This is a genomic window from Flavobacterium sp. 90, assembly GCF_004339525.1.
Lineage (GTDB): Bacteria > Bacteroidota > Bacteroidia > Flavobacteriales > Flavobacteriaceae > Flavobacterium.
Genome location: NZ_SMGE01000001.1, coordinates 3183686 through 3203494 on the forward strand (window position 1 = coordinate 3183686; position 19809 = coordinate 3203494).

Here is a 19809-nt window from a genome sequence, read left to right on the forward strand (position 1 = left end):
TTTTTAAGATTAACCTAAAACGTGAAATGCTAATACTTTTTGCACATCATAAACATTTACAGATTTGTTGAATTGTTTTACGATACTTGGTTGTAATTCACTTGCAACCCAGATTTTTAATTCGGCATCAAGATCAAAAGTTCCTGCAGTTTCTACACTGAATCTTGTAATGCTTTTGTATGCAATTGATTTATATTCTGTTTTGCTTCCAGTTATTCCTTGTACATCAACTAAGATTAATCTTTTGTTAGTGAAGATAAAAGTATCACGGATTAATTTGAAACCCATTTCGATTTCTTCGTTATCAGTTAAAAGTTGTCCGTATTTTTTAAGTAAATCTTCTTGGCTTACTGAACCGGCGTTACCAAGAATAGCAGAAAATATTCCCATTTTTTAGTTTTTAATTTTATTACAATTTTTTCTCCTTTTTAGGAGGTGTAAAAGTAATTAAAAATAAAAAAAGAAGATTGTTTTACCATTAAGAGATTAAGAGATATAAAGCGAGTATTTTCGATAAAGAATAAAACAGAAAAAAGATTTGTTTTAATTTATATATTTATAAAAGCAAAAAAAAAAGCAGAACCTAAGTTCTGCTTTTGAAGTTTATTATTCTAGTTCAGTTTTTATCGTTATTGGGAGATTGTAAGCGGTTCTCACTGCTTTTCCGTTTAGCATTCCCGGACTCCATTTTGTTTTTAATGATTTTAATACTCTGATTGCTTCTCTACCCATTCCGTAACCCGGATCTCTTTTTACTTCGATGTCAGTCATTGAACCATCTCTTTCAATTACGAAAGAAACATACACTTTTAATGTTTTTTCTGCATCTAATTCAGGTCTGTTGAAATTATTTCCCACGAAAGTGTAGAATTTATTAATTCCTCCAGGAAACTCTGGCAATTTGTCTAATGCGGCAGCAATTACAGGAACCTCTGGACTCACAGATGGTGTTACTACTGTTTCTGGACCGTTACCACCAGGTAATGCATTATCACTAGGAGTTCCATTTCCTGGCGCAGCATTGTCAACAGCAGGACCGTTTTGTTTATTAGTTGCAATTTCCGGTATAACCTCAGTTGGTGCAGCAACAACAGGATGTGTTAACTGAACTACTTCAGGAGTTGGTACAGTTTGTTTTGGAGGCGCAACTGGTTTTGGCGCTTCCGGCTTCACTACGTTGTCGTGAATGTCAACTTTTGTTGTATGCGTTGGAGTGTCAGGAATAGTTGGTGTATCTACTACAGTCCCGCCTCTAAATTTATTAATCAACATCGAACCAGTTCCAATGCTTGCCAATAATAGCAATCCTGCAAATAGTGCTGTAATGGTAGTTTTAGAATTTTCCTGACGTAATTGATACGCGCCGTACTCTTTGTTTTTGTTTTCGAAAACTAGGTCAGTCCAAGTGGTTTCGTAGATGTTTGATTTAGACATGATTTTTGGATTTTAAGGTTAAGTAACTTTAAATCATAAGCAATTGGGTTTTGGTTTTAGCTAACAACGCAGGGATTGTTATTTTAGTATATGAATAATTTATTTTTTTAAGAATAAATGCGATTATATTTTATTCTTTACCTAAAGATAATAAATTATCTATTACGTTCAATGATTTCTGCTAATAATTTTTTGGCACGAAGTAATTTTACTTTTACGTTGCTCAGAGGCTCGTCAATCTTGACAGCGATTTCCTGATAAGTCATTTCCTGAAAGTAACGTAACTGGATTGCTTCCTGATAGTGGGGTTTTAATTCTTTGATGCAAAGAAGCAATCGGGAGAGGTTTTGCTCTTTAATTAAAGCATCTTCAGCAGATGGAGTAGGGTCAGCAATATTATAAGCCTGCTGATCGTCGGCGTCAGTGATTTCTATAAAAAGATTGGTTTTCTTTTTTCGAAGTAAATCTATATAGACATTTTTTGCAATGGCAATTAACCAGGTATTGAATTGAAATTCAGAATTGTAACTGGCTATTTTGTCAAAAGCTTTTGAGAAAGTCTCAATGGTAATATCTTCAGCAGTAGTTTCGTTTTCGGTACGTTTTAGCATGAAGCCATATACTTCATTCCAGTAATAATCTAATAAAAAAGTAAAGGCGATCTGGTCACCTTTTTTAGCTTTTTCTATTTTAGAATTTATTTCCAATGTACAGGTTTTGAAAAGATATTAGTTATAAAGATATTAATTTGCGTGAATATAAGCACGATTTCTACAATAGGAAACCAAATTTTAAGATCATTTTCTTTTAATTTCCCCGCAGAAAATCCAATTACTGTCCAAACAACGGTGTAACGTGTTGCCAGAATAGCCAATACGGCAATCCATTGAAATTGGAAAGCCAATAAAACAATAACTAATATAAAGAATAATAATTGTGTGCTGAAAAATAAACCCAATTGCATTTTATCAAAAAACTTATAATACTCAGCCGTAGAAGTATGTCTTCTTTTTTGAGTAAACCATTCTTTATAAGTTTCCTTTGGTTTTGAATAGGTGAAACTTTCCGGAGTATAAGAAATTGCAGTATTTGCTTTGGTTGCCGCCTGATTAATAAATAAATCATCATCGCCGGAACGAACCTGAATGTGATCTATAAAACCATTAACATTAAAGAATTCTTCTTTTTTATAAGCAAGATTTCGTCCAACTCCCATATATGGAAGTCCAATTTTTGCCCACGAAAAATATTGCACTGCTGTTAAGATTGTTTCAAAACGGATTATTTTATTTAATAAAGAGCGTTCTATTTTTTCATAACCGCCATAACCCAAAACAATAGTTTTGTTCATTGTAAATTGCGAAGTCATTGCAGTAATCCAGTTTTTTGAAGTTGGATAACAATCAGCATCAGTAAACAATAAGTATTCTTTTCTTGATGCTTTGATTCCTAATGTCAGGGCGTATTTTTTATTTCCCCAAAAGGCTTCGTTATTTTGTACTTTAACCAAGCGAATATTTGGGTATTGTTGTTCGAATTCTTCAAAAACTTCTAACGTTTCATCGCTTGAAGCATCGTCAATTAAAACAATTTCAAAATCAGGATAATCTTGTTCCGCTAATAATGGAATGAATTTTTTAACGTTTTCTTCTTCATTTTTAGCACATACAATTACTGAAACCGGTAGATTTTTTGATGTAATTTCTTGAGGTTTCCCAAAAGCAAATTTTCCAAAAATTCCTAAATAATAGAAAACTTGAAGAACAACAATAGCAATAAAGAAGTAAAATAAAGTTATAAGCATCTGATTTTAATGTCTTTTAATTTCTGAATCTTGCGAGTGCAAATGTACTTATGAATTCCTAGATTTCAATGGCTAAAGCCGATTTACTTTCGGCATTTCGACATTTCTTTTGCAACAGCAATAGCCTGAGGGTTTTCGCTTTTTTCTAACTCCGAAATTATATTTTTATAATTATGATCGTCTCTGTTTTGAGATAGTTTTTTGGTGGCCTGAATCTCGTCGATTTCAATTTCAAAACCAAAGATTCCTCTGGCTTCACGCATTGTTTTTGTTGATAAATCTTCAACACGAACAGGATTTACAGAATTGGCTTCGTATTTATCGACCAATTTTTTAAGCTGTTCTATCGAAGTTGCTTCGTCAACAATTTTAATTCGTCCGTAAACATGTACGGCTATATAATTCCATGTTGGTACATTTTCATGATCGTACCAAGACGAAGAAATATAAATATGCGCTCCTGTAAATACTGCTAAAACCTGATCGTTTTCTGCAAAACCTTCTGCTTGCGGATTAAGTTTAGAAATATGTCCTTGCAGTATTTCTTTTCCATCAGCATTTACTTCAAGTTCGATTGGAATATGTGTTGCACATAATTTTCCATGAGTTTGATTGATCAGGATTCCGAAACTATTTTCTTTCAAAAAAGTTCTGATAGATTCCGGATCTTCGTCTTTGTATATTTTAGGTGTGTACATTGCTTCAGGTAATGAAATTTATTTTAGAGATTTTCCAAGACAAATAGCTTCTGGTCGATCTGCATATTTTCCGTAATTCGGAATTGTTTTATATCCTTGTTTTTGGTAAAATTGAATTGCTTCCAGATTTTTTACTCGTGTTTCCAGAATCAAATCCGTATATCCAATTGTTTTGGCTTTATCTTCTAAAAAAGCTAAAATGGTTTGACCAATCTTCTGTCCCGGAAATTTTGAATACATTCGTTTTACTTCGCCAATAGTATCGCTAATTGGTCTTATAGCGCCACAACCCAGAATCTCATTTTCAAGTTCGGCAATAGCAAAGACAAATTTGGGATTGTTATATTGCCAATCTGTAAAAGAATTTTTTCCGTCACTTCCAAAACGAAGATAAAGATTTATGGACAATTCTTCGATAATTGCAGCGACTTTTTCATCACTTGGATTTGCTGTTTTTATAGAAGGTATTTGAGTCATCTTTTAATTTGAAACTAAGTCTTTTCGGGAGCTAAACCAATTGGGATGAACACTGAGCCATAGAATTGCAAGTCCCATTAAAGTAAAAAGAACTCCTCCAACAATAAATTGTACAGTAATGTCATCAGAAAACGCAGATGTAAATGAGTGAAATAAACGAGAGAAAACTCCTCTTCTGAAAGATTTAAGCCTTATAATAATGTACATTACTATAGCAACTATAATCGAATTTAACGACGAAAATTTATGTTTCCAATTCAGGAAAGAAATTACAAAAATTCCAATTAGCAAACCAAGAAATATCCAAATATAGATACTTGGCCAAAAATTAAGTATAATTTCTTTGGTCGGGAATAACTCATTCCAACATTCTGATTTTTGTCCCTGAAGATACTTTATGGCACAAATATATTGTTCTGCTACGCTGTAATATCGCAATTGTAATATGCCATGAATGAGGAAAATCATTCCAAACAATTGTATTACAATTACGAGTATATTAATCTTTTTCATTTAGAACTTAAATGGTATTATGCTTATTTTAAATTACATTTACTTCTGCTTCAATATGAATTCCGAAGGTTTCAAAAACGGTTTTCTGAACATCTCTCGAAACGGCTAAGATTTCTTGTCCTGTTGCGTTTCCGTAATTTACCAAAACCAAAGCTTGATTTTTATGAACTCCCGCGTCACCAAAACGTTTTCCTTTAAAACCAGCTTGTTCGATTAACCAGCCAGCCGGAACTTTTACTTCGGTTTCTGAAACTTCATAATATTTCATTTCAGGGAATTTCTGATGGATTTTTTCGAAATCAGATTTCAATAAAATTGGGTTTTTAAAGAAACTTCCGCTATTTCCTAATTCTTTTGGATCAGGTAATTTGCTTTGTCTGATTGCGATTACAGCATTACTAACATCTTTTAGAGTTGGATTTGTAATGTTGTTTTTAGCCAATTCGGCAGTAATATCTCCGTAAGAAGTATTGATTTTATGATTGTGTTTCGTCAATTTATAAACTACAGAAGTAATTATATATTGATCTTTAACTTCATTTTTAAAGATGCTTTCACGATATCCAAAATTACATTCGGCATTAGTGAAAGTTTTCATTTCCTGAGATTCGATATTAATCGCTTCACACGAAACAAAAGTGTCTTTTATCTCCGTTCCGTATGCGCCAATATTCTGAACTGGCGTTGTGCCAACATTTCCAGGAATTAGAGACATGTTTTCTAAACCTCCAAAATTATTGTCGATTGTCCATAATACGAAATCGTGCCAGGTTTCACCAGCTTGGCTTTCAACCCAAACAAAATCGTCGTCTTCTTTAATGATTTTTTTTCCTTTTAAATCAATATGAATCACCAAAGCATCGATGTCTTTAGTAAGAAGCATATTGCTTCCGCCTCCTAAAATAAATTTTTTCTCGTTTTTATTTTCTTCCAGAATAGTTTTTAATTCAGTAACTGAATGTACTGCAACAAATTGTTTAGCGCTGGCTTCAATGCCAAAAGTATTGTAGTTTTTTAAAGAAAAATTGGATTGGATTTCCATAAATAAAAGGCTTTTGAATCCCGAAATGCAGGGATATTTCTGGGCTCAAAAGTACGGATTATAATTTATTTGAGTTAGATTTTGATAAATTATGAGGTAGAAATTTAAATTCGCTTTATCGGACTTTATAAAAGATTTGCTTAATGAAAACTTTTCAATTTCGTAATTCAATTTTTATATTCTTTTTCTGATATGAATCTTTTCTTTTGTATGTTTGATTCCCCAAATTAACTATACCAAATAAATGAAAGTAGCCCTTAAAACATTGTTTTTTACAATTATAATTTTACAATTCTTTAGTTGTAATAATTCAAAAAAGGAAATAGCATTAAAAACTGAGCTACATAAAAGTTCTGATAAAGCGTCTGAAATTGTAGAGAATGATCCTGTAAAAGATGAATTTTCTTTTCCTGTTGATAGTGCTTTACCAGTCAAAATTATTCGTTTGGAAACTTTTCATTCTGATGAAATTGAGGAGAATTATAATAAGAAAGTTTGGTTTGGACTTTTTAAAAATAATAACGATTATTCACTTGCCGAAACTAAAGTGTCTTTTAAACGTGTGAATGATCCGATAATTGATGAAACTGACGAAGAGAAAACAGGTTGGGAAGTTAGTGCTCAGGCAAAAGATTCTTGTTTGATTTTAATTGAAAAACTTCCTTATTTTATTGATGGAAATATATCAAGCGTCAAAATACCAGAAAGTATTTATCCAGACGAGAGTTTTAAATTTAGCTATAAAAACGCCGAATACACTTTGTTCGCAACTGGCAAAAAGAAAAAGGAACAATCAGATTCAGATTGGATTGTAGTTTCGAATTATAAATTATATCTAAAAATGGTTGTTGATGGTAAAGAAACTACAGAACTTCTGGTTGCAAAGAAAAACTTTGATGACCAAATGATCAGAATAATATTTGCCGGAGATCTTGATGACGACAACAAATTGGACTTAATTATTGATACAGCAAGTCATTACAATGTTTCGAGTCCAACATTATATTTATCAAAACCCGCCGAAAAAGGAAAAGCAATTAAACCTGTTGGAGTTTTTGTTACCGTAGGATGTTAATTATTATAGACTTTAGTTTATAGCGGCAATAAATCGTTGCATTTCTTTTAAGGTTCCTATGGTGATTCTGGTCCATTTTCCGTTTTCTTCATAGATTCTGGTTCCCATTATATTATGATCTGCTAATTGTTTGAAATAATCTTTTTTGTAGTTTTCTAAAGAGAAATAAACAAAATTTGAATAAGACGGAATGCATTCCAGATTAAGTTTGGTAAGTTGTTCTATCGTATATTTTTTTACCTCTTCATTTGAAGTATAAACTTGCTGAATGAATTTTTCGTCATTTAAAGATGCAATTGCGGCTGTAGCTGATACAACGCTTACGGACATATTTGGTGAAGACTTAAAAGAATTAATTTCATCTATTGTAGCCGAATGCGCAACAGCATAACCAACGCGAGCCCCTGCCAAACCATACATTTTTGAGAATGTTTTGGTGATAATTACGTTTTTGTTTTCCATAACAAGATCTGTTAAAGATTGTTCTTTTGTGAAATCAATATAAGCTTCATCAACAAAAACGATTGCTTTTTTTGAAGCTTCATTTATAAAAGAAACCAATTCTTCTCTATTACAGATGGTTCCTGTTGGGTTATTTGGATTACAGATATAAATCATTTTAGTTTCTGAATCAATAGCTTTCAACATTGCTGGTAAATCATGCTTTTTATCTTTGGTTAATGGAACCGTTATTTTCTTAAGTCCTAATTTTTCATAAGGAGCGGTCCAATAATCAAAAGTGGTTTCGGCCATTATAAAGTTCCCTTTTTTAGATGCCGTGTATTGAAGTACTAAATCTAAAATTTCAGTTGAACCTGCGCCTAATGTAATATTGTTGTCCGAAACATTATTTTTTTTAGCAATGAGCGTAATTAATTCAGGCCAAAGAGTCCAGCCGTATCGATTACTGCTGTTAATACTTTTTGCCATTGCAGCTCTTGCTAACGGAGATGGACCATAAGGATTTTCATTTGATCTGAGTAATATTGGAGAATTGTCTAAATCAGGTAAAATGTATTCTTCTGTAGGACTTGCAAATGCTTCAAGCTGACAAAATCCTAATCCTATTGTGCCTAATCCTATTTGTTTTAGCCAATTTCTTCTGTTATTCATCTCTTTTAGATTAAATTAAACAATTCAGTACAATAGTATGTCGTTGAAATAGGAGGAAAGTTACGAGGTATTTTTAGATTTTCTTTTTGTAAGTTTGAATGAATTATAAAGATATAATTATGTTTAAATCAATTCTTAAGAATAAAGTTGCAGTTCTTTTAATTCTATTTTTCTCAATAGTTTCTAATGCCCAAATAAATATATTTGGAGATTGGAGAATTGATAATGTTATTGGAATTCGTGATCTTAAAGAATATTCTATGGTTAAACAAGAAGAGAATAATCGGTGGGGAAGTTTGTTGACATTAAATTCAGACGGAACATTTTTAAGTAGAAATTTACCTGAATGTGGGAATTTAATCTCCGCGAATATTTTAGGTGATTTTGTATTAATAGACGATAATCATATTCGTTTTATTCTAGGAGAAACTTCTTCAAGAAAATATAATAAAGCTCATAATTTAGACTCAGAATCAGATTTGAATAGAGATTTAGGGATTTTTTATATTTATAAAGATTCAAAATCAATTCGATTAATCGAAAGCAATGGCGTTTTAGAAGACGATAAAAATAAAATTTTATACAATAAACTGATGAATTCTTTTGATTGGAGATCGTATGATTTTGTTTGGAATAATACAAAAGGAAAGAATCAGGAGGAAATCGTAAAAGATTGTATTGATTCAAAAAAACTGATTGATTTGTCTAATTGTAAAGTTGTTTTTTCTAAAAAAGAAAAATACGGTGATGTTCTTCTTGTGCAAGAAAACAGCAATTTTCACTTTGTGATTTATGATGATTTTAAAAAGAAAGTTTCTTTGGCGTATCCTCGATAAAATTGAAAAAGTTAATTATGAGTTATACTTGATCGTCAAAATCAGTTTGTTCTCTTAAATGTGATGCTATTATACAGCCAATAACAAATCCACTTATAAGTCCTCCAACGTGCGCTGCATTATCAATATTTCCAAATAATCCCATTAATAAATTGTAACCCACAAATATTGCACTGAAAACTAAATAAGCTTTGTTTAATAGTGGTGAAAAAACTTTTAGAAGTGATAACGCAATAAAAAGTCCATAAAGCCCAAAAATTGCTCCTGATGCTCCAACACTTACCGTTGCATCATGCCACCAAATGCTGGCGAGACTTGCAAAAAATCCTGTAACCAGATATATTGTAAGATATTTTGCTTTTCCTAAAACAGGTTCCAGAAATATGCCAACAATATAAAGGCCAAACATATTTGAGACTAAATGCATTATACTTCCATGTAAAAAAACAGATGTAAGTAATCTCCACCATTGTCCGTCTTCTACAAAAGGTCTAAAGTTAGCGCCCCAATCGAGTAAATCTTTTCCTTTGAAAGAAAAAAATCCAAAACCTGTACAAACCATTAAAATGAAAATGAATAAGTTGAGGTTAATTAAAATTGGAGTGATGTAAAAACCTTCTCTCGGAACTAAAAAATCAAAAGTATCTTTTAGACTTTCTAATTTTGATTTTTTTCCAGTTATAGAATTTCTAAAGCTTTGTGGTTGCAGTTTGGTGAAAAAGATTAGGATAAACCAAAATAAAAAGCCAATTCCTAAAGAACCTAAAAGCCATTCGAGTTTTTTACCGTTTCGATTTTTAAAAGGTTCGTCGTGTGCTTGTAATAAAATAGGTTTATTAAGATCGTAATGTGTGTTTTGTTCGATTGCCGAATTAAAATTATCATGATCTTCTGTGTTTCCTACTAGTTCTAAATAAGTAAATTGATTAAAATCTGTACTATTAAATTCCTTTTCAGTTCTTGCGGCAAAATCCTTGAATTTAATCTGTTTTTCGCCATTGGATAAACTATTGCTTATTTCTTCGGAGTATCTTTTTCCTAACCAATATTTACATTCATGTCTGGAAGTTTCCTTAGAAGTTTCTAAGATTGGCATTGCGACATAGATAAGCATATTAAAACGGTTATTGTTTTTTCCGGTTGCTTCGCCAGTGTTTAGAACGCCAATATTCTTTTTGTCAATATAGAATTTTTGTAATGTATAATATTTTGTCTTTTCATGTTTCGGAATCTCTGAAATAGTTTCAATTGGAGTAAGTTTTCCAGTTGCTGTAATCAAATATTCTTGCGCGATCATAGTTGGAATTGCGATTACTAAGATTGCCATTAAATGAAAGAAAAAAGATTTATTATCATTTTTGAATTTTAAGTTCTTTAATCTTGGGCTTAAAAAAAGGTAAACAAGAATACATGGAATACCAAAAGGAAGCCAAAACTTTAAAAACATTTCTTTAGCAGGAAATAATTCAAATTTGATGAATAAAAACCAATGCAGGAAAGTATAAATAGAAATAAAACTAATTGCAATTATTAAAAAAGGCAAGTAAATTAATTTGATTTTTTCTAAAAGATCTTTCATTCTAAAATATAAAAAAGGTTGCTTTGATTGGTTTTATGGAGCGTTAGTTAGAATATTGGTTTAATAACTCATGATATTTATCTGCAATAATCTTCATGTTGATGTTATAATTTGCATTTTCTTCTACAAACTTTCTGTTTTGTAAAATAGCATTGTTTCGGGATTCAGCATTTTTAAAAGACCAGATAAGTTCTTCGGCAAGCATTTCGATATTATCGATTTCAATCAATTGTCCGTTTTCGCGATGTTTAATCCAGCTTTGGTTTCCTGCAATATCCGAAACTACAGGATAACAATTGCAAGCCATTGCTTCAAATAAAGAAGCCGAAACACCTTCGGTAATTGGCATACTAATATAAATATTCGATTGTTGTAATAATTTAGGAAGTTCCGTATTTGGAATTCTTCCTGTAAAGATTACTTTATTTTCGATTTGTAATTCTTTTGCCAGATCTTTTAGAAATTGTAATCTCGTTCCGTCGCCAACAATAGTTAAGGAGAAATCAATTCCTTTTTGGTTAAGAATCGCAAAAGCTTTCAAAATAGAATCATGGCGATATTCAGGTTGCAAAGAACGAGTTACAATCGCTTCAATTTTGCTTGAATTATTTATTGAAGGAGAAAAAAGTGACAAATCAATTCCTTTCGGGATAACCAAAACTTTATTCATATCAACACCAATTGCTTTCATAGAAATCGTCATAACCAGACCCCAGGCATGAATTAAATCTGCTTTTTTGAAAGCGTGTTTCTGTATGATTTTCTTAAAAGGAAGTAAAACTGAACCATCCGGCCACAAATCAGTTCGCCCTTGTTGCGCAATTGCAATTGGATGCATTCCTGAAATCGCAGCAAGAAACCCGTAACTTGTGGTTCTTTCTGCGATAATCATATCCGGTTTTTGTTCTTTGATTGTTTTTCGAATAGAAATAGGAGAGAACGCATATTCTAAAATACGCTTGAATCGATTGAGTTTCGAATTATTTGGCGTTTGAAGTTCCCAAGTGCAGATTTCAAAATCCCCAAATTCTTTCAAACCTTTCATCCATGTAATCGCGTCGGCACGATAAGATTCTCCCAGAAAAAGTATTTTTCTTTTTTTCATTCGGCAAACTTAATTTTTTTGCCACGAATTTCACGAATTTGCACTAATTTTTATTGTTTGGCTTTGACAAAGTTTTAAACTTTGTCAAAGCTTTTAATTAGTGAAAATTAGTGAAATTCGTGGCAACCTTTTTTAAAACTCATCAGTATCTAAAGCGCGATTGATAAATTCGTTCAATGGTTTTAAGGCAATTAATTTCTTGCTTATTTTCGATACAAAATCTTTTTGTGTCACTTCAGAAATATCATATTTTTGAGTTGCCGTAAAACTTTTTAGTTTCAAAAACTCAATTGCCGGATGTTCTTTTTCGTAACCTCTTGGTGGATTTTTTAGCGAATTATTTTCATCAAAATCTAAATTTCCAAATTCTTTTTTGAAGTTTTTGTCTGCTAAAATAGCTTCAAGATCATCATGGAAAAATGCAATTTCTTTACGTACTTTTTTCAATTGATCCGGATCTGGAGAATAAAATCCTCCGGCAATAAAACTGGCTCCTTTTTCTATATGTACATAATATCCGGAACGATTTTGACCTTTTGCGCCAGATGACATCCAAACGCCCAAATGTGCTTTATAAGGAGATTTGTCTTTAGAAAACCGAATGTCACGATTGATTCTGAAAGTACAATTTTTAACTTCCAATAATTCTAATGACGGATCAAGTGGTTTCATCGCATCCAGAAAATCACTGACCAATTGATGGTAATCCTTTTTGAAAACTTCGTATCGCTTTTTATTGTCCTGAAACCAATCTCTGTTATTGTTCTTTTTTAAATCGTCTAAAAATTGCAATGATTCTTTAGCTAGCATATTCGTTATATTATTGCAGTTGTTTTTTTAAATCTTGTTCACCAATAAAGCCTGTGTTTTTCCATTGTACAGCTTTGTTTTCGTATAAAACCATTGTTGGCAATTGATCAATTTTTAGTTGAGTAGCCAAAGTTTTGTTTTTATCTACATCAATACGAATGATTATTACTTTGTCGGCCATGTCTTTTTGCATTTTCAAAAGATACGGTTCCATTTGTTTGCATGGACCACACCATTCGGCATAGAAATCAACCAAAACTTTTTTATCTGAATTTAATAAATCATTAAACTCATTCATCGTCATTCCAACTTGCGCTGAAGAAGCATTTGATAATCCCTCAGCATTCCATTTCATGATTCCGCCTTCCAATTCATAAACATTTGTAAAGCCTAATTCGTTTAGTTTTGCAGCCGCTTTTTTACTTCTTCCGCCACTTAAACAATATACAAATACAGGTTTCGATTTATCGTAAGAAGCAACATTTGCAGCAAAATCTTCACTGTTCCAGTTTACATTTGCAGCATTATCAATATGTTCCGATTCGAATTCTTCAGGAGTTCGAACATCTAATATTTGAGGATTTTCGGTTGTTTTGATTTTCTCTGCAAAATCTTTTGGAGCAATTTCCTTAAAGGAATTGTCTTTCTTTTCGTTGCAGGAAATTAGTAAAACAGAAACTATTAGGAATAAAATTTTAGAAAACTTCATAAAGCTGAATTTTAAAATATAGAATTGCTAAAGTAGTGAATTTTCAATTTTTGAATTCATAATAGAAAGTGAAAAAAAAAGGTTTGTTGGGATTAAAGGTTTTTAGCCACGAATTTCACTAATAAGCACGAATTTTTTATTTAGTGTGCGCATTTTTGTCATTCCGAGGAACGAGGAATCTCCGTAAGTAGCGCGACAAAGATTAGTAACTTATCTTCAGCGTCCCGAAGCTTCGGGATTGCGGAGATTCCTCGTTCCTCGGAATGACAAACTTTGATAGGAAAGTTTTTAAATCCGTTTAATCCTGATAATCTGTGGCTAAATATTTTTTAGACAAAGACAATTAGTGAAAATTCGAGCAATTCGCGGCAAAAAATTACCCTAAATTAAACATCTTATAACTCTGATGCGTCGATTTTACAATCGCTTCGGTACGTTCAGGATGTGTATCTGAGATAAAAAGCTGACCGAAAGTTTCGCTGTTTACCATTTCGATTATTTTGGCAACCCGATTTTCGTCTAATTTGTCAAAAATATCATCAAATAATAATAACGGTTTTACGCCGCTTTGTTTCTTTAGAAATTCGAATTGGGCAAGTTTCAAAGCAATCAGGAAAGATTTCTGCTGACCTTGTGATCCAAATTTCTTTATTGGATGTGAATCTATTTCAAAAGATAAATCATCTTTATGGATTCCGACACTTGTATATTGCAGTGCGCGATCTTTATTGATGTTCTCCTTTAATAATGTCAGTAAATCTTTTTCGAACAAATTACTTTCATAAACCAATTGTACCGTTTCTTCAGATCCCGTTATGGCTTGGTGATGCACATTAAATATAGGTATAAATTGTTCCAGGAAATCTTTTCTTTTTTCGAAAATCGATTGTCCGAAACTATTTAGCTGTTCATTATATATAGATAAGGTATCATTGTCAAAAACATGATTCAGTGCAAAATACTTCAGCAAAGCATTTCGCTGCACAATTACTTTCTGGTATTGAATAAGCTGATGTAAATAAGTAGAATCTAATTGCGAAATTACGCTGTCCATGAATTTACGGCGTGTTTCACTTCCTTCAACAATTAAATCACGATCTGCGGGAGAAATAATTACAAGCGGAATAAACCCAATATGATCGGAGAATTTATCGTAAGCTTTTCCGTTTCTTTTTAAAATTTTCTTTTGTCCTTTTTTTAAACTGCAAACGATTTGTTCCGTTCTTTCATTTTTCTCTAATTCGGCATCAATTACAAAAAACTCTTCTCCGTGTTTGATATTTTGAACTGCCAACGGATTAAAATAACTTTTCCCGTAAGCCAAATGATAAATTGCATCAAGCACATTGGTTTTCCCAATTCCGTTTTTCCCAACAAAACAATTGATCTTGTGGTCAAAATCAAAACTGATCTCGGAGAAATTTTTATAATTGAATAAAGAAATTTTGTTTAAATGCATTGTTAATCAGTAGTAATGATAAAATTTAAAAAAGAAAGTTTACAAATTTATGATTTTGAAGCACTACTTGTTTTTTATGAGGTCACTTTTTGTTTTTATTATTAAATCAAAAACAGATTTTACTTTTGGAATATTATACATTACATTTTTATCTTCAAAAAAATTGATTCCACTATGAAATGTAAATGAATCAGTTGAGCTTCCTGCTATTGATTCTGGTTCTCCAATAATAATATAACCGTAATCATTTGCTTTTTCTCTATAATTGAGAATTAAGGTTTCTAATTCGAAACTTTCGTTGATTATTTTAGAATTTGAGTCACAAAAGATTATTCTTTGATTTGTTAAGAAGAATTGTGTTGCTCTAGTTTTAAACCATCTAATTAGGATTCTTCCTAATGTTAAAAGAAGATAAAAGAATGTGAGAATTGGGATGATAAAATAGTAATATAATTCTTGATAGTTATTGATTTGAATATCTTTTGAAGGTTTTACTAGAATTATTAATACCAAGGCTATAAAAGTAAAAATTGGTATTGTGACCAAATCCTCAAGTCGGAAAGGTATTTTTTTGGTGTGTTCGATTTCCCGAATTAATACTTCGTCTTTTTTTAAAATCATTTATATATTTTCGACTCTTTATATTTGTTATAAAGTTTAAGCGTGCAAATTATTGAAAATTATCGAAACAATAGACTTTTCGCGTGTTACGAGATGAATTATTTCCCCTGAAATACTAAAGAAGTTACTGTTTAGTGAATTATTTTTTTAAAATGGATATAAATTTGCTTTTTTTTGCTTTAGTTTCAATAAAAATTTTATTTTTGCCGTTCACTAAATTAAATTGAAATGGCAACTTATAATAAAAGAGGATATAAAACACCAAAAGAAAAGGAAGTTAAAGATGTTGTTACAGAAGAACAACAAGTAATCATTGACGAGAAGGATAGTACAACAGCTGGTGTGTTCTCAAAATTAGATGAAACCGCTTCAAGAACTGAGGATTGGGTTGCTAAAAATCAAAAAATCATTATTGGTTTAGTTGCTGGTATTGCAGTTGCTACTATTGGATATTTGGCTTACCAAAAATTTATTGAAGCTCCAAAACAAAATGAAGCTGCAAGCGAAATGTTTGTTGCTCAACAAAATTTTGAAAAAGCAACAAATGGTGTAGCAAGTGATTCATTATACAAATTGGCTTTGAATGGTTCTGAAGGTAAATTCGGATTCGTTAAAATTGCTGACGAATATTCTGGAACTGATGCAGGAAATTTAGCAAACTACTATGCAGGTATTGCTTCTTTGAACATTGGAAAATATGATGACGCTATTAAATACTTAGGGGAATTTAAATCAAAAGAAGCTATCGTTGGAGCTTTGGCAATTGGTGCAATTGGAGATGCTTATTCTCAAAAGAACCAACAAAAAGAAGCTTTAGACTATTATGTGAAAGCTGCTGAATCTAATAAAAATGATTTCACAACACCTCGTTTCTTATTAAAAGCAGGTAAAACAGCTTTGGCTTTAGGTCAAAAAGAAGATGCTATTAAGTATTTAACAGATATTAAAGAAAACTACGATGCAACTCCAGAAGCAGCTTCTGTTGATGTATTGATTGGATTAGCACAATAAAAATTTTAGACTTTAGATTTAAGATTGTAGATTTGTATTTAAGAATCTATCCCGAGACTTCGGGGCGAAAATCAAAAATTTAAAATATCACTGATGGCTACTGAAAATAAAAACTTATCAGAATACGATAAAAACACAATCCCAAATGCGAAAGACTTTCGATTTGGGATTGTTGTTTCTGAGTGGAACGAAACCATAACAGAAGGACTTTATAATGGCGCTTTTGACGCTTTAGTTGATTGTGATGTACCGCAACAGCAAATTATTCGTTGGAATGTTCCTGGAAGTTTTGAGCTGATTTATGGTGCAAAGAAAATGTTGCAAACGCAAAATGTAGATGCGGTTATTGTAATTGGATGTGTAATTCAAGGAGAAACTAAACATTTTGATTTTGTATGTGAAGGTGTAACACAAGGAATTAAAGATCTGAATGTTCAGACTGATGTTCCGGTTATCTTTTGTGTCTTAACAGATAATAACATGCAACAATCTATTGACAGAAGTGGAGGAGTTCATGGAAACAAAGGAACCGAAGCAGCAATTGCAGCTATAAAAATGGCATATATTCGTCAACAAGCGTCTATGTCGCATCCGTTTCACCAGCCATTATTGTCTTCAGGTGCGCTTCAGATCGAAGATTCACCAAGAAAAATTGAGAAGGAATAAAACACAAATGTTTTAAAAATACTAAAACCTATACTGTGTAAAAATAGTATAGGTTTTTTTGTTTTTTTTATGATAGCTGTTATTCTAAAACACAACAGAAATTCATTAAATTTGTACACCTTGGTTTAGATTTTAAATCAAAAATCTTAAATCGTTAATCTACAATCTAAAATTTTAAATGTCGAGTATAATTCAATTACTTCCTGATCACGTTGCTAATCAAATTGCTGCTGGAGAAGTGGTTCAAAGACCCGCTTCAGTTGTAAAAGAGCTATTAGAAAATGCTGTTGATGCAAAAGCAACTGATATTAAATTGATCATTAAAGACGCTGGAAAATCATTGGTTCAGGTGATCGATAATGGTCAGGGAATGAGTGTTACTGATGCTCGTTTATGTTTTGAGCGCCACGCAACTTCAAAAATACGTCAGGCCGAAGATTTATTCTCACTTGCGACCAAAGGTTTTCGTGGAGAAGCTCTGGCTTCTATCGCCGCGATTGCGCACATGGAAATGAAAACCAAACAAGATCAGGACGAACTTGGAACTCATATTATAATCGAAGGAAGTAAATTTGTCTCGCAGGAAGTTGCCGTTTTACCAAAAGGAACATCATTTGCCGTTAAAAATTTATTTTTTAATATTCCGGCACGTCGTAATTTCTTAAAATCAGATACAGTTGAATTTCGCCATGTTATGGACGAGTTTCAGCGAGTAGCAATGGCGCATCCAAATATTCATTTTACATTTTATCATAACGGAAGTGAAATGTATAATTTGCCAGCGGCAGGTTATCGTCAACGAATTGTTGGGATAATGTCCGGTAAAACAAATGAAAAATTAGTTCCGGTCAATGAAGATACAGAAATTATAAACGTTCAGGGATTTGTTTGTAAACCTGAATTTGCCAAGAAAAGCCGAGGAGAGCAATTCTTTTTTGTAAACGATCGTTTTATAAAAAGTGGTTACTTGCATCACGCTGTAATGGCAGCATATGACGGACTTTTGAAAGATGGTTCTCAGCCAAGTTATTTCTTGTATTTGCAAGTTCCGCCTAACACAATCGATATCAATATTCATCCAACTAAAACAGAAATTAAGTTTGATGATGAACAGGCATTATACGCTATTTTAAGAGCTTCGATAAAACATAGTTTAGGACAGTTTAATGTAGCACCGGTTTTAGATTTTGATCGCGATGCCAATTTAGATACACCATATCATTATAAAGATTTAGAAGCCGAGACACCTACGATTCAGGTTGATGGAACTTTTAATCCGTTTACGGATGATAAGACAAATCAGCATTATTCTAAATCAAATTCAAGTTCTGGATCAGGTTCAAGTTCAGGTTCTAGTTATAGTTCAGGATCTAATTCAAATTCCTATTCGGGAGGATATTCTAAACGAGTAGAACCAACTACAAGCTGGGAAAGTTTGTACGTAGGTTTGGATACAGAAAGTGTCGAAAGTTCACCTTTTACATTCGAAAACGAAGAAGTTACTTCATCATTGTTTAATGACGATGAGGTAGAACAAGCAAGTCAGGGAACGTATCAGATTCATAAAAAATATATTGTTTCGCCAATAAAATCAGGAATGGTTATTGTTGATCAGCAACGTGCACATCAACGAATTTTGTACGAGCAATTTTTGTTGAATATGACCGTTAATCAAGCATCAAGTCAGCAATTATTGTTTCCGTTGAATTTATTTTATTCGTCAGGCGAAATGGAATTAATCGAAGAATTAAAGCCTTCGCTTGAAACAACAGGTTTTGTTTTTGATGAAGCGCAAACAGATCACATCGTGATTTCGGGAATTCCTGTAAATATTACAGAAAGTGAAGTTTCGTTGGTAATAGAACAATTATTAAGTGATTTGCAAGACGGAATTCCAGCTAATAGTTACAGTCAGAATGATACGATTGCAAAATCTATGGCGAAGAGTTTAGCGGTTAAAACCGGATCTTATTTAACCGAAAAAGAACAAGATAATTTGGTAAACGGATTGTTTGCCTGTAAAGATCCAAATATTTCACCTTTTCAAAAACCTACCTTCATTACCATGCGTGTTGAAGATATAGATAAAAAGTTTGCCTTATGATGAAAATAACTCCCGTAGTAAAACAATTGCTGATAATTAATATTATATTTTTTATTGGTACTTATTTAGTGCCGGCTGCACAAGCTTATTTTATGCTTTTTTTTCCTGAAAATCCAGGATTTAGAGTTTGGCAACCTATCACACATATGTTCATGCATGGAAATATCATGCATATTGCTTTCAATATGTTTGCTCTGTATTCTTTTGGTTCGACATTGGAGCATTTTTGGGGTGGTAAAAAATTCTTGTTTTTTTATATATCATGTGGTTTAGGTGCAGCTTTAATAAATTATGCTGTAAACTTCTATTTCTTTCAGGATGCAATGAATACCTTAGCTGCTAATGGGTTTAATAAAACAGAAATTTTGCAGTTGCTTGATGAGGGTAAAATGAATACAAAATGGAATGAACTGTTGTCAGTCTCTGAGCTAAAACATTTTTATTCAGCTTATTATGGTACTGTTCTGGGAGCTTCTGGAGCAATTTATGGATTGCTTGTTGCTTTTACTTTTATGTTTCCAAATGCGGAACTTGGAATTATGTTTATTCCGATTCCAATTAAAGCTAAATATTTTGTTCCGGTTTATATGCTTTTATATGATGGTTTCTTCGGAATTTTAGGAAATTCATTTTTAGGTATGGCCGATGGAGTAGCTCATTATGCACATATTGGAGGAGCGCTTTTCGGATTTTTAATAATGTGGTACTGGAAAAAAAATCAGTTTAATCAAAATCGTTGGAATTAATTTTTAA

21 protein-coding genes are annotated in these 19809 nt (G+C 32.1%); 6 read left to right on the forward strand and 15 right to left on the reverse strand.

Annotated features, from left to right (window positions below):
* Positions 1-9: 9 nt before the first annotated feature.
* From C8C83_RS13145 to murB, 8 genes are all read right to left on the reverse strand, one after another.
* Positions 10-390: a PH domain-containing protein gene (locus C8C83_RS13145; RefSeq protein ID WP_121328953.1), complete on the reverse strand. Its 381-nt coding sequence runs from the start codon at positions 388-390 to the stop codon at positions 10-12.
* A 216-nt stretch (positions 391-606) separates the two neighbouring features.
* Positions 607-1434: an energy transducer TonB gene (locus tag C8C83_RS13150; RefSeq protein ID WP_121328954.1), complete on the reverse strand. Its 828-nt coding sequence runs from the start codon at positions 1432-1434 to the stop codon at positions 607-609.
* Between the two features lie 155 nt (positions 1435-1589).
* Positions 1590-2141 (reverse strand): sigma-70 family RNA polymerase sigma factor, encoded by a 552-nt coding sequence (locus tag C8C83_RS13155; protein WP_121328955.1) that lies wholly within the window; start codon positions 2139-2141, stop codon positions 1590-1592.
* Entirely contained in the window at positions 2132-3238 is a 1107-nt protein-coding gene (locus tag C8C83_RS13160; RefSeq protein ID WP_121328956.1) for a glycosyltransferase, read from the reverse strand. The genes C8C83_RS13155 and C8C83_RS13160 overlap by 10 nt, the downstream gene beginning before the upstream one ends.
* 83 nt (positions 3239-3321) lie before the next feature.
* Positions 3322-3936, reverse strand: coding sequence for an FMN-binding negative transcriptional regulator (locus C8C83_RS13165; protein WP_121328957.1), 615 nt, complete (start codon positions 3934-3936; stop codon positions 3322-3324).
* A gap of 18 nt (positions 3937-3954) precedes the next feature.
* Entirely contained in the window at positions 3955-4413 is a 459-nt protein-coding gene (locus C8C83_RS13170) for a GNAT family N-acetyltransferase (RefSeq protein ID WP_121328958.1), read from the reverse strand.
* A 3-nt stretch (positions 4414-4416) separates the two neighbouring features.
* Positions 4417-4926, reverse strand: a complete 510-nt coding sequence (locus tag C8C83_RS13175) for a hypothetical protein (protein ID WP_121328959.1) — start codon at positions 4924-4926, stop codon at positions 4417-4419.
* A gap of 28 nt (positions 4927-4954) precedes the next feature.
* The gene (murB, locus tag C8C83_RS13180; RefSeq protein WP_121328960.1) at positions 4955-5968 is read right to left on the reverse strand and encodes a UDP-N-acetylmuramate dehydrogenase; all 1014 of its coding nucleotides are present in this window, start codon (positions 5966-5968) and stop codon (positions 4955-4957) included.
* 244 nt (positions 5969-6212) lie between these two features.
* Here murB and C8C83_RS13185 point away from each other — a divergent pair, with 244 nt between their 5' ends.
* Entirely contained in the window at positions 6213-7043 is an 831-nt protein-coding gene (locus C8C83_RS13185) for a hypothetical protein (protein WP_121328961.1), read from the forward strand.
* A gap of 12 nt (positions 7044-7055) precedes the next feature.
* Here C8C83_RS13185 and hisC read toward each other — a convergent pair whose 3' ends face one another.
* Positions 7056-8156, reverse strand: a complete 1101-nt coding sequence (hisC, locus tag C8C83_RS13190; protein ID WP_121328962.1) for a histidinol-phosphate transaminase — start codon at positions 8154-8156, stop codon at positions 7056-7058.
* 119 nt (positions 8157-8275) lie between these two features.
* Between hisC and C8C83_RS13195 the strand changes: the two genes are divergently transcribed.
* A complete protein-coding gene (locus C8C83_RS13195; RefSeq protein WP_121328963.1) occupies positions 8276-8992 on the forward strand; it encodes a hypothetical protein in 717 nt (238 codons plus the stop codon).
* A gap of 22 nt (positions 8993-9014) precedes the next feature.
* Here the strand turns inward: C8C83_RS13195 and C8C83_RS13200 are convergent, their stop codons facing one another.
* The 6 genes from C8C83_RS13200 to C8C83_RS13225 form a co-directional block, all read right to left on the reverse strand.
* On the reverse strand, positions 9015-10571 hold the full coding sequence (locus tag C8C83_RS13200) for a rhomboid family intramembrane serine protease (RefSeq protein ID WP_121328964.1): 1557 nt from the start codon (positions 10569-10571) through the stop codon (positions 9015-9017).
* A 43-nt stretch (positions 10572-10614) separates the two neighbouring features.
* Positions 10615-11676 carry a glycosyltransferase gene (locus tag C8C83_RS13205; protein WP_121328965.1) on the reverse strand — a complete coding sequence of 354 codons (1062 nt, stop codon included), beginning with the start codon at positions 11674-11676 and terminating at the stop codon, positions 10615-10617.
* A 132-nt stretch (positions 11677-11808) separates the two neighbouring features.
* Complete coding sequence (locus C8C83_RS13210; protein ID WP_121328966.1) at positions 11809-12486, reverse strand: DUF2461 domain-containing protein; 678 nt, start codon at positions 12484-12486, stop codon at positions 11809-11811.
* A 10-nt stretch (positions 12487-12496) separates the two neighbouring features.
* Entirely contained in the window at positions 12497-13195 is a 699-nt protein-coding gene (locus C8C83_RS13215) for a thioredoxin domain-containing protein (protein WP_121328967.1), read from the reverse strand.
* Between the two features lie 376 nt (positions 13196-13571).
* The gene (locus C8C83_RS13220; RefSeq protein WP_121328968.1) at positions 13572-14654 is read right to left on the reverse strand and encodes a DNA replication/repair protein RecF; all 1083 of its coding nucleotides are present in this window, start codon (positions 14652-14654) and stop codon (positions 13572-13574) included.
* A 63-nt stretch (positions 14655-14717) separates the two neighbouring features.
* Entirely contained in the window at positions 14718-15275 is a 558-nt protein-coding gene (locus C8C83_RS13225) for a hypothetical protein (RefSeq protein WP_121328969.1), read from the reverse strand.
* 228 nt (positions 15276-15503) lie between these two features.
* Here C8C83_RS13225 and C8C83_RS13230 point away from each other — a divergent pair, with 228 nt between their 5' ends.
* The 4 genes from C8C83_RS13230 (at position 15504) to C8C83_RS13245 (ending at position 19802) form a co-directional block, all read left to right on the forward strand.
* A complete protein-coding gene (locus C8C83_RS13230; protein WP_121328970.1) occupies positions 15504-16286 on the forward strand; it encodes a tetratricopeptide repeat protein in 783 nt (260 codons plus the stop codon).
* Between the two features lie 93 nt (positions 16287-16379).
* Positions 16380-16952 (forward strand): 6,7-dimethyl-8-ribityllumazine synthase, encoded by a 573-nt coding sequence (gene ribH, locus C8C83_RS13235; RefSeq protein WP_121328971.1) that lies wholly within the window; start codon positions 16380-16382, stop codon positions 16950-16952.
* 178 nt (positions 16953-17130) lie between these two features.
* Complete coding sequence (mutL, locus tag C8C83_RS13240; protein WP_121328972.1) at positions 17131-19056, forward strand: DNA mismatch repair endonuclease MutL; 1926 nt, start codon at positions 17131-17133, stop codon at positions 19054-19056.
* Positions 19053-19802 carry a rhomboid family intramembrane serine protease gene (locus C8C83_RS13245; RefSeq protein WP_121328973.1) on the forward strand — a complete coding sequence of 250 codons (750 nt, stop codon included), beginning with the start codon at positions 19053-19055 and terminating at the stop codon, positions 19800-19802. The genes mutL and C8C83_RS13245 overlap by 4 nt, the downstream gene beginning before the upstream one ends.
* Positions 19803-19809: the final 7 nt, after the last annotated feature.

What these genes read in the sequence shown, in the direction of transcription:
- C8C83_RS13215 (WP_121328967.1), bottom strand. Translation starts at nt 13,195, where the DNA reads ATGAAGTTTTCTAAAATTTTATTCCTAATAGTTTCTGTTTTACTAATT.
- hisC (WP_121328962.1), bottom strand. Translation starts at nt 8,156, where the DNA reads ATGAATAACAGAAGAAATTGGCTAAAACAAATAGGATTAGGCACAATA.
- C8C83_RS13210 (WP_121328966.1), bottom strand. Translation starts at nt 12,486, where the DNA reads ATGCTAGCTAAAGAATCATTGCAATTTTTAGACGATTTAAAAAAGAAC.
- C8C83_RS13230 (WP_121328970.1), top strand. Translation starts at nt 15,504, where the DNA reads ATGGCAACTTATAATAAAAGAGGATATAAAACACCAAAAGAAAAGGAA.
- C8C83_RS13170 (WP_121328958.1), bottom strand. Translation starts at nt 4,413, where the DNA reads ATGACTCAAATACCTTCTATAAAAACAGCAAATCCAAGTGATGAAAAA.
- mutL (WP_121328972.1), top strand. Translation starts at nt 17,131, where the DNA reads ATGTCGAGTATAATTCAATTACTTCCTGATCACGTTGCTAATCAAATT.
- murB (WP_121328960.1), bottom strand. Translation starts at nt 5,968, where the DNA reads ATGGAAATCCAATCCAATTTTTCTTTAAAAAACTACAATACTTTTGGC.
- C8C83_RS13195 (WP_121328963.1), top strand. Translation starts at nt 8,276, where the DNA reads ATGTTTAAATCAATTCTTAAGAATAAAGTTGCAGTTCTTTTAATTCTA.
- C8C83_RS13175 (WP_121328959.1), bottom strand. Translation starts at nt 4,926, where the DNA reads ATGAAAAAGATTAATATACTCGTAATTGTAATACAATTGTTTGGAATG.
- C8C83_RS13220 (WP_121328968.1), bottom strand. Translation starts at nt 14,654, where the DNA reads ATGCATTTAAACAAAATTTCTTTATTCAATTATAAAAATTTCTCCGAG.
- C8C83_RS13200 (WP_121328964.1), bottom strand. Translation starts at nt 10,571, where the DNA reads ATGAAAGATCTTTTAGAAAAAATCAAATTAATTTACTTGCCTTTTTTA.
- C8C83_RS13145 (WP_121328953.1), bottom strand. Translation starts at nt 390, where the DNA reads ATGGGAATATTTTCTGCTATTCTTGGTAACGCCGGTTCAGTAAGCCAA.
- C8C83_RS13185 (WP_121328961.1), top strand. Translation starts at nt 6,213, where the DNA reads ATGAAAGTAGCCCTTAAAACATTGTTTTTTACAATTATAATTTTACAA.
- ribH (WP_121328971.1), top strand. Translation starts at nt 16,380, where the DNA reads ATGGCTACTGAAAATAAAAACTTATCAGAATACGATAAAAACACAATC.
- C8C83_RS13165 (WP_121328957.1), bottom strand. Translation starts at nt 3,936, where the DNA reads ATGTACACACCTAAAATATACAAAGACGAAGATCCGGAATCTATCAGA.
- C8C83_RS13225 (WP_121328969.1), bottom strand. Translation starts at nt 15,275, where the DNA reads ATGATTTTAAAAAAAGACGAAGTATTAATTCGGGAAATCGAACACACC.
- C8C83_RS13205 (WP_121328965.1), bottom strand. Translation starts at nt 11,676, where the DNA reads ATGAAAAAAAGAAAAATACTTTTTCTGGGAGAATCTTATCGTGCCGAC.
- C8C83_RS13160 (WP_121328956.1), bottom strand. Translation starts at nt 3,238, where the DNA reads ATGCTTATAACTTTATTTTACTTCTTTATTGCTATTGTTGTTCTTCAA.
- C8C83_RS13245 (WP_121328973.1), top strand. Translation starts at nt 19,053, where the DNA reads ATGATGAAAATAACTCCCGTAGTAAAACAATTGCTGATAATTAATATT.
- C8C83_RS13150 (WP_121328954.1), bottom strand. Translation starts at nt 1,434, where the DNA reads ATGTCTAAATCAAACATCTACGAAACCACTTGGACTGACCTAGTTTTC.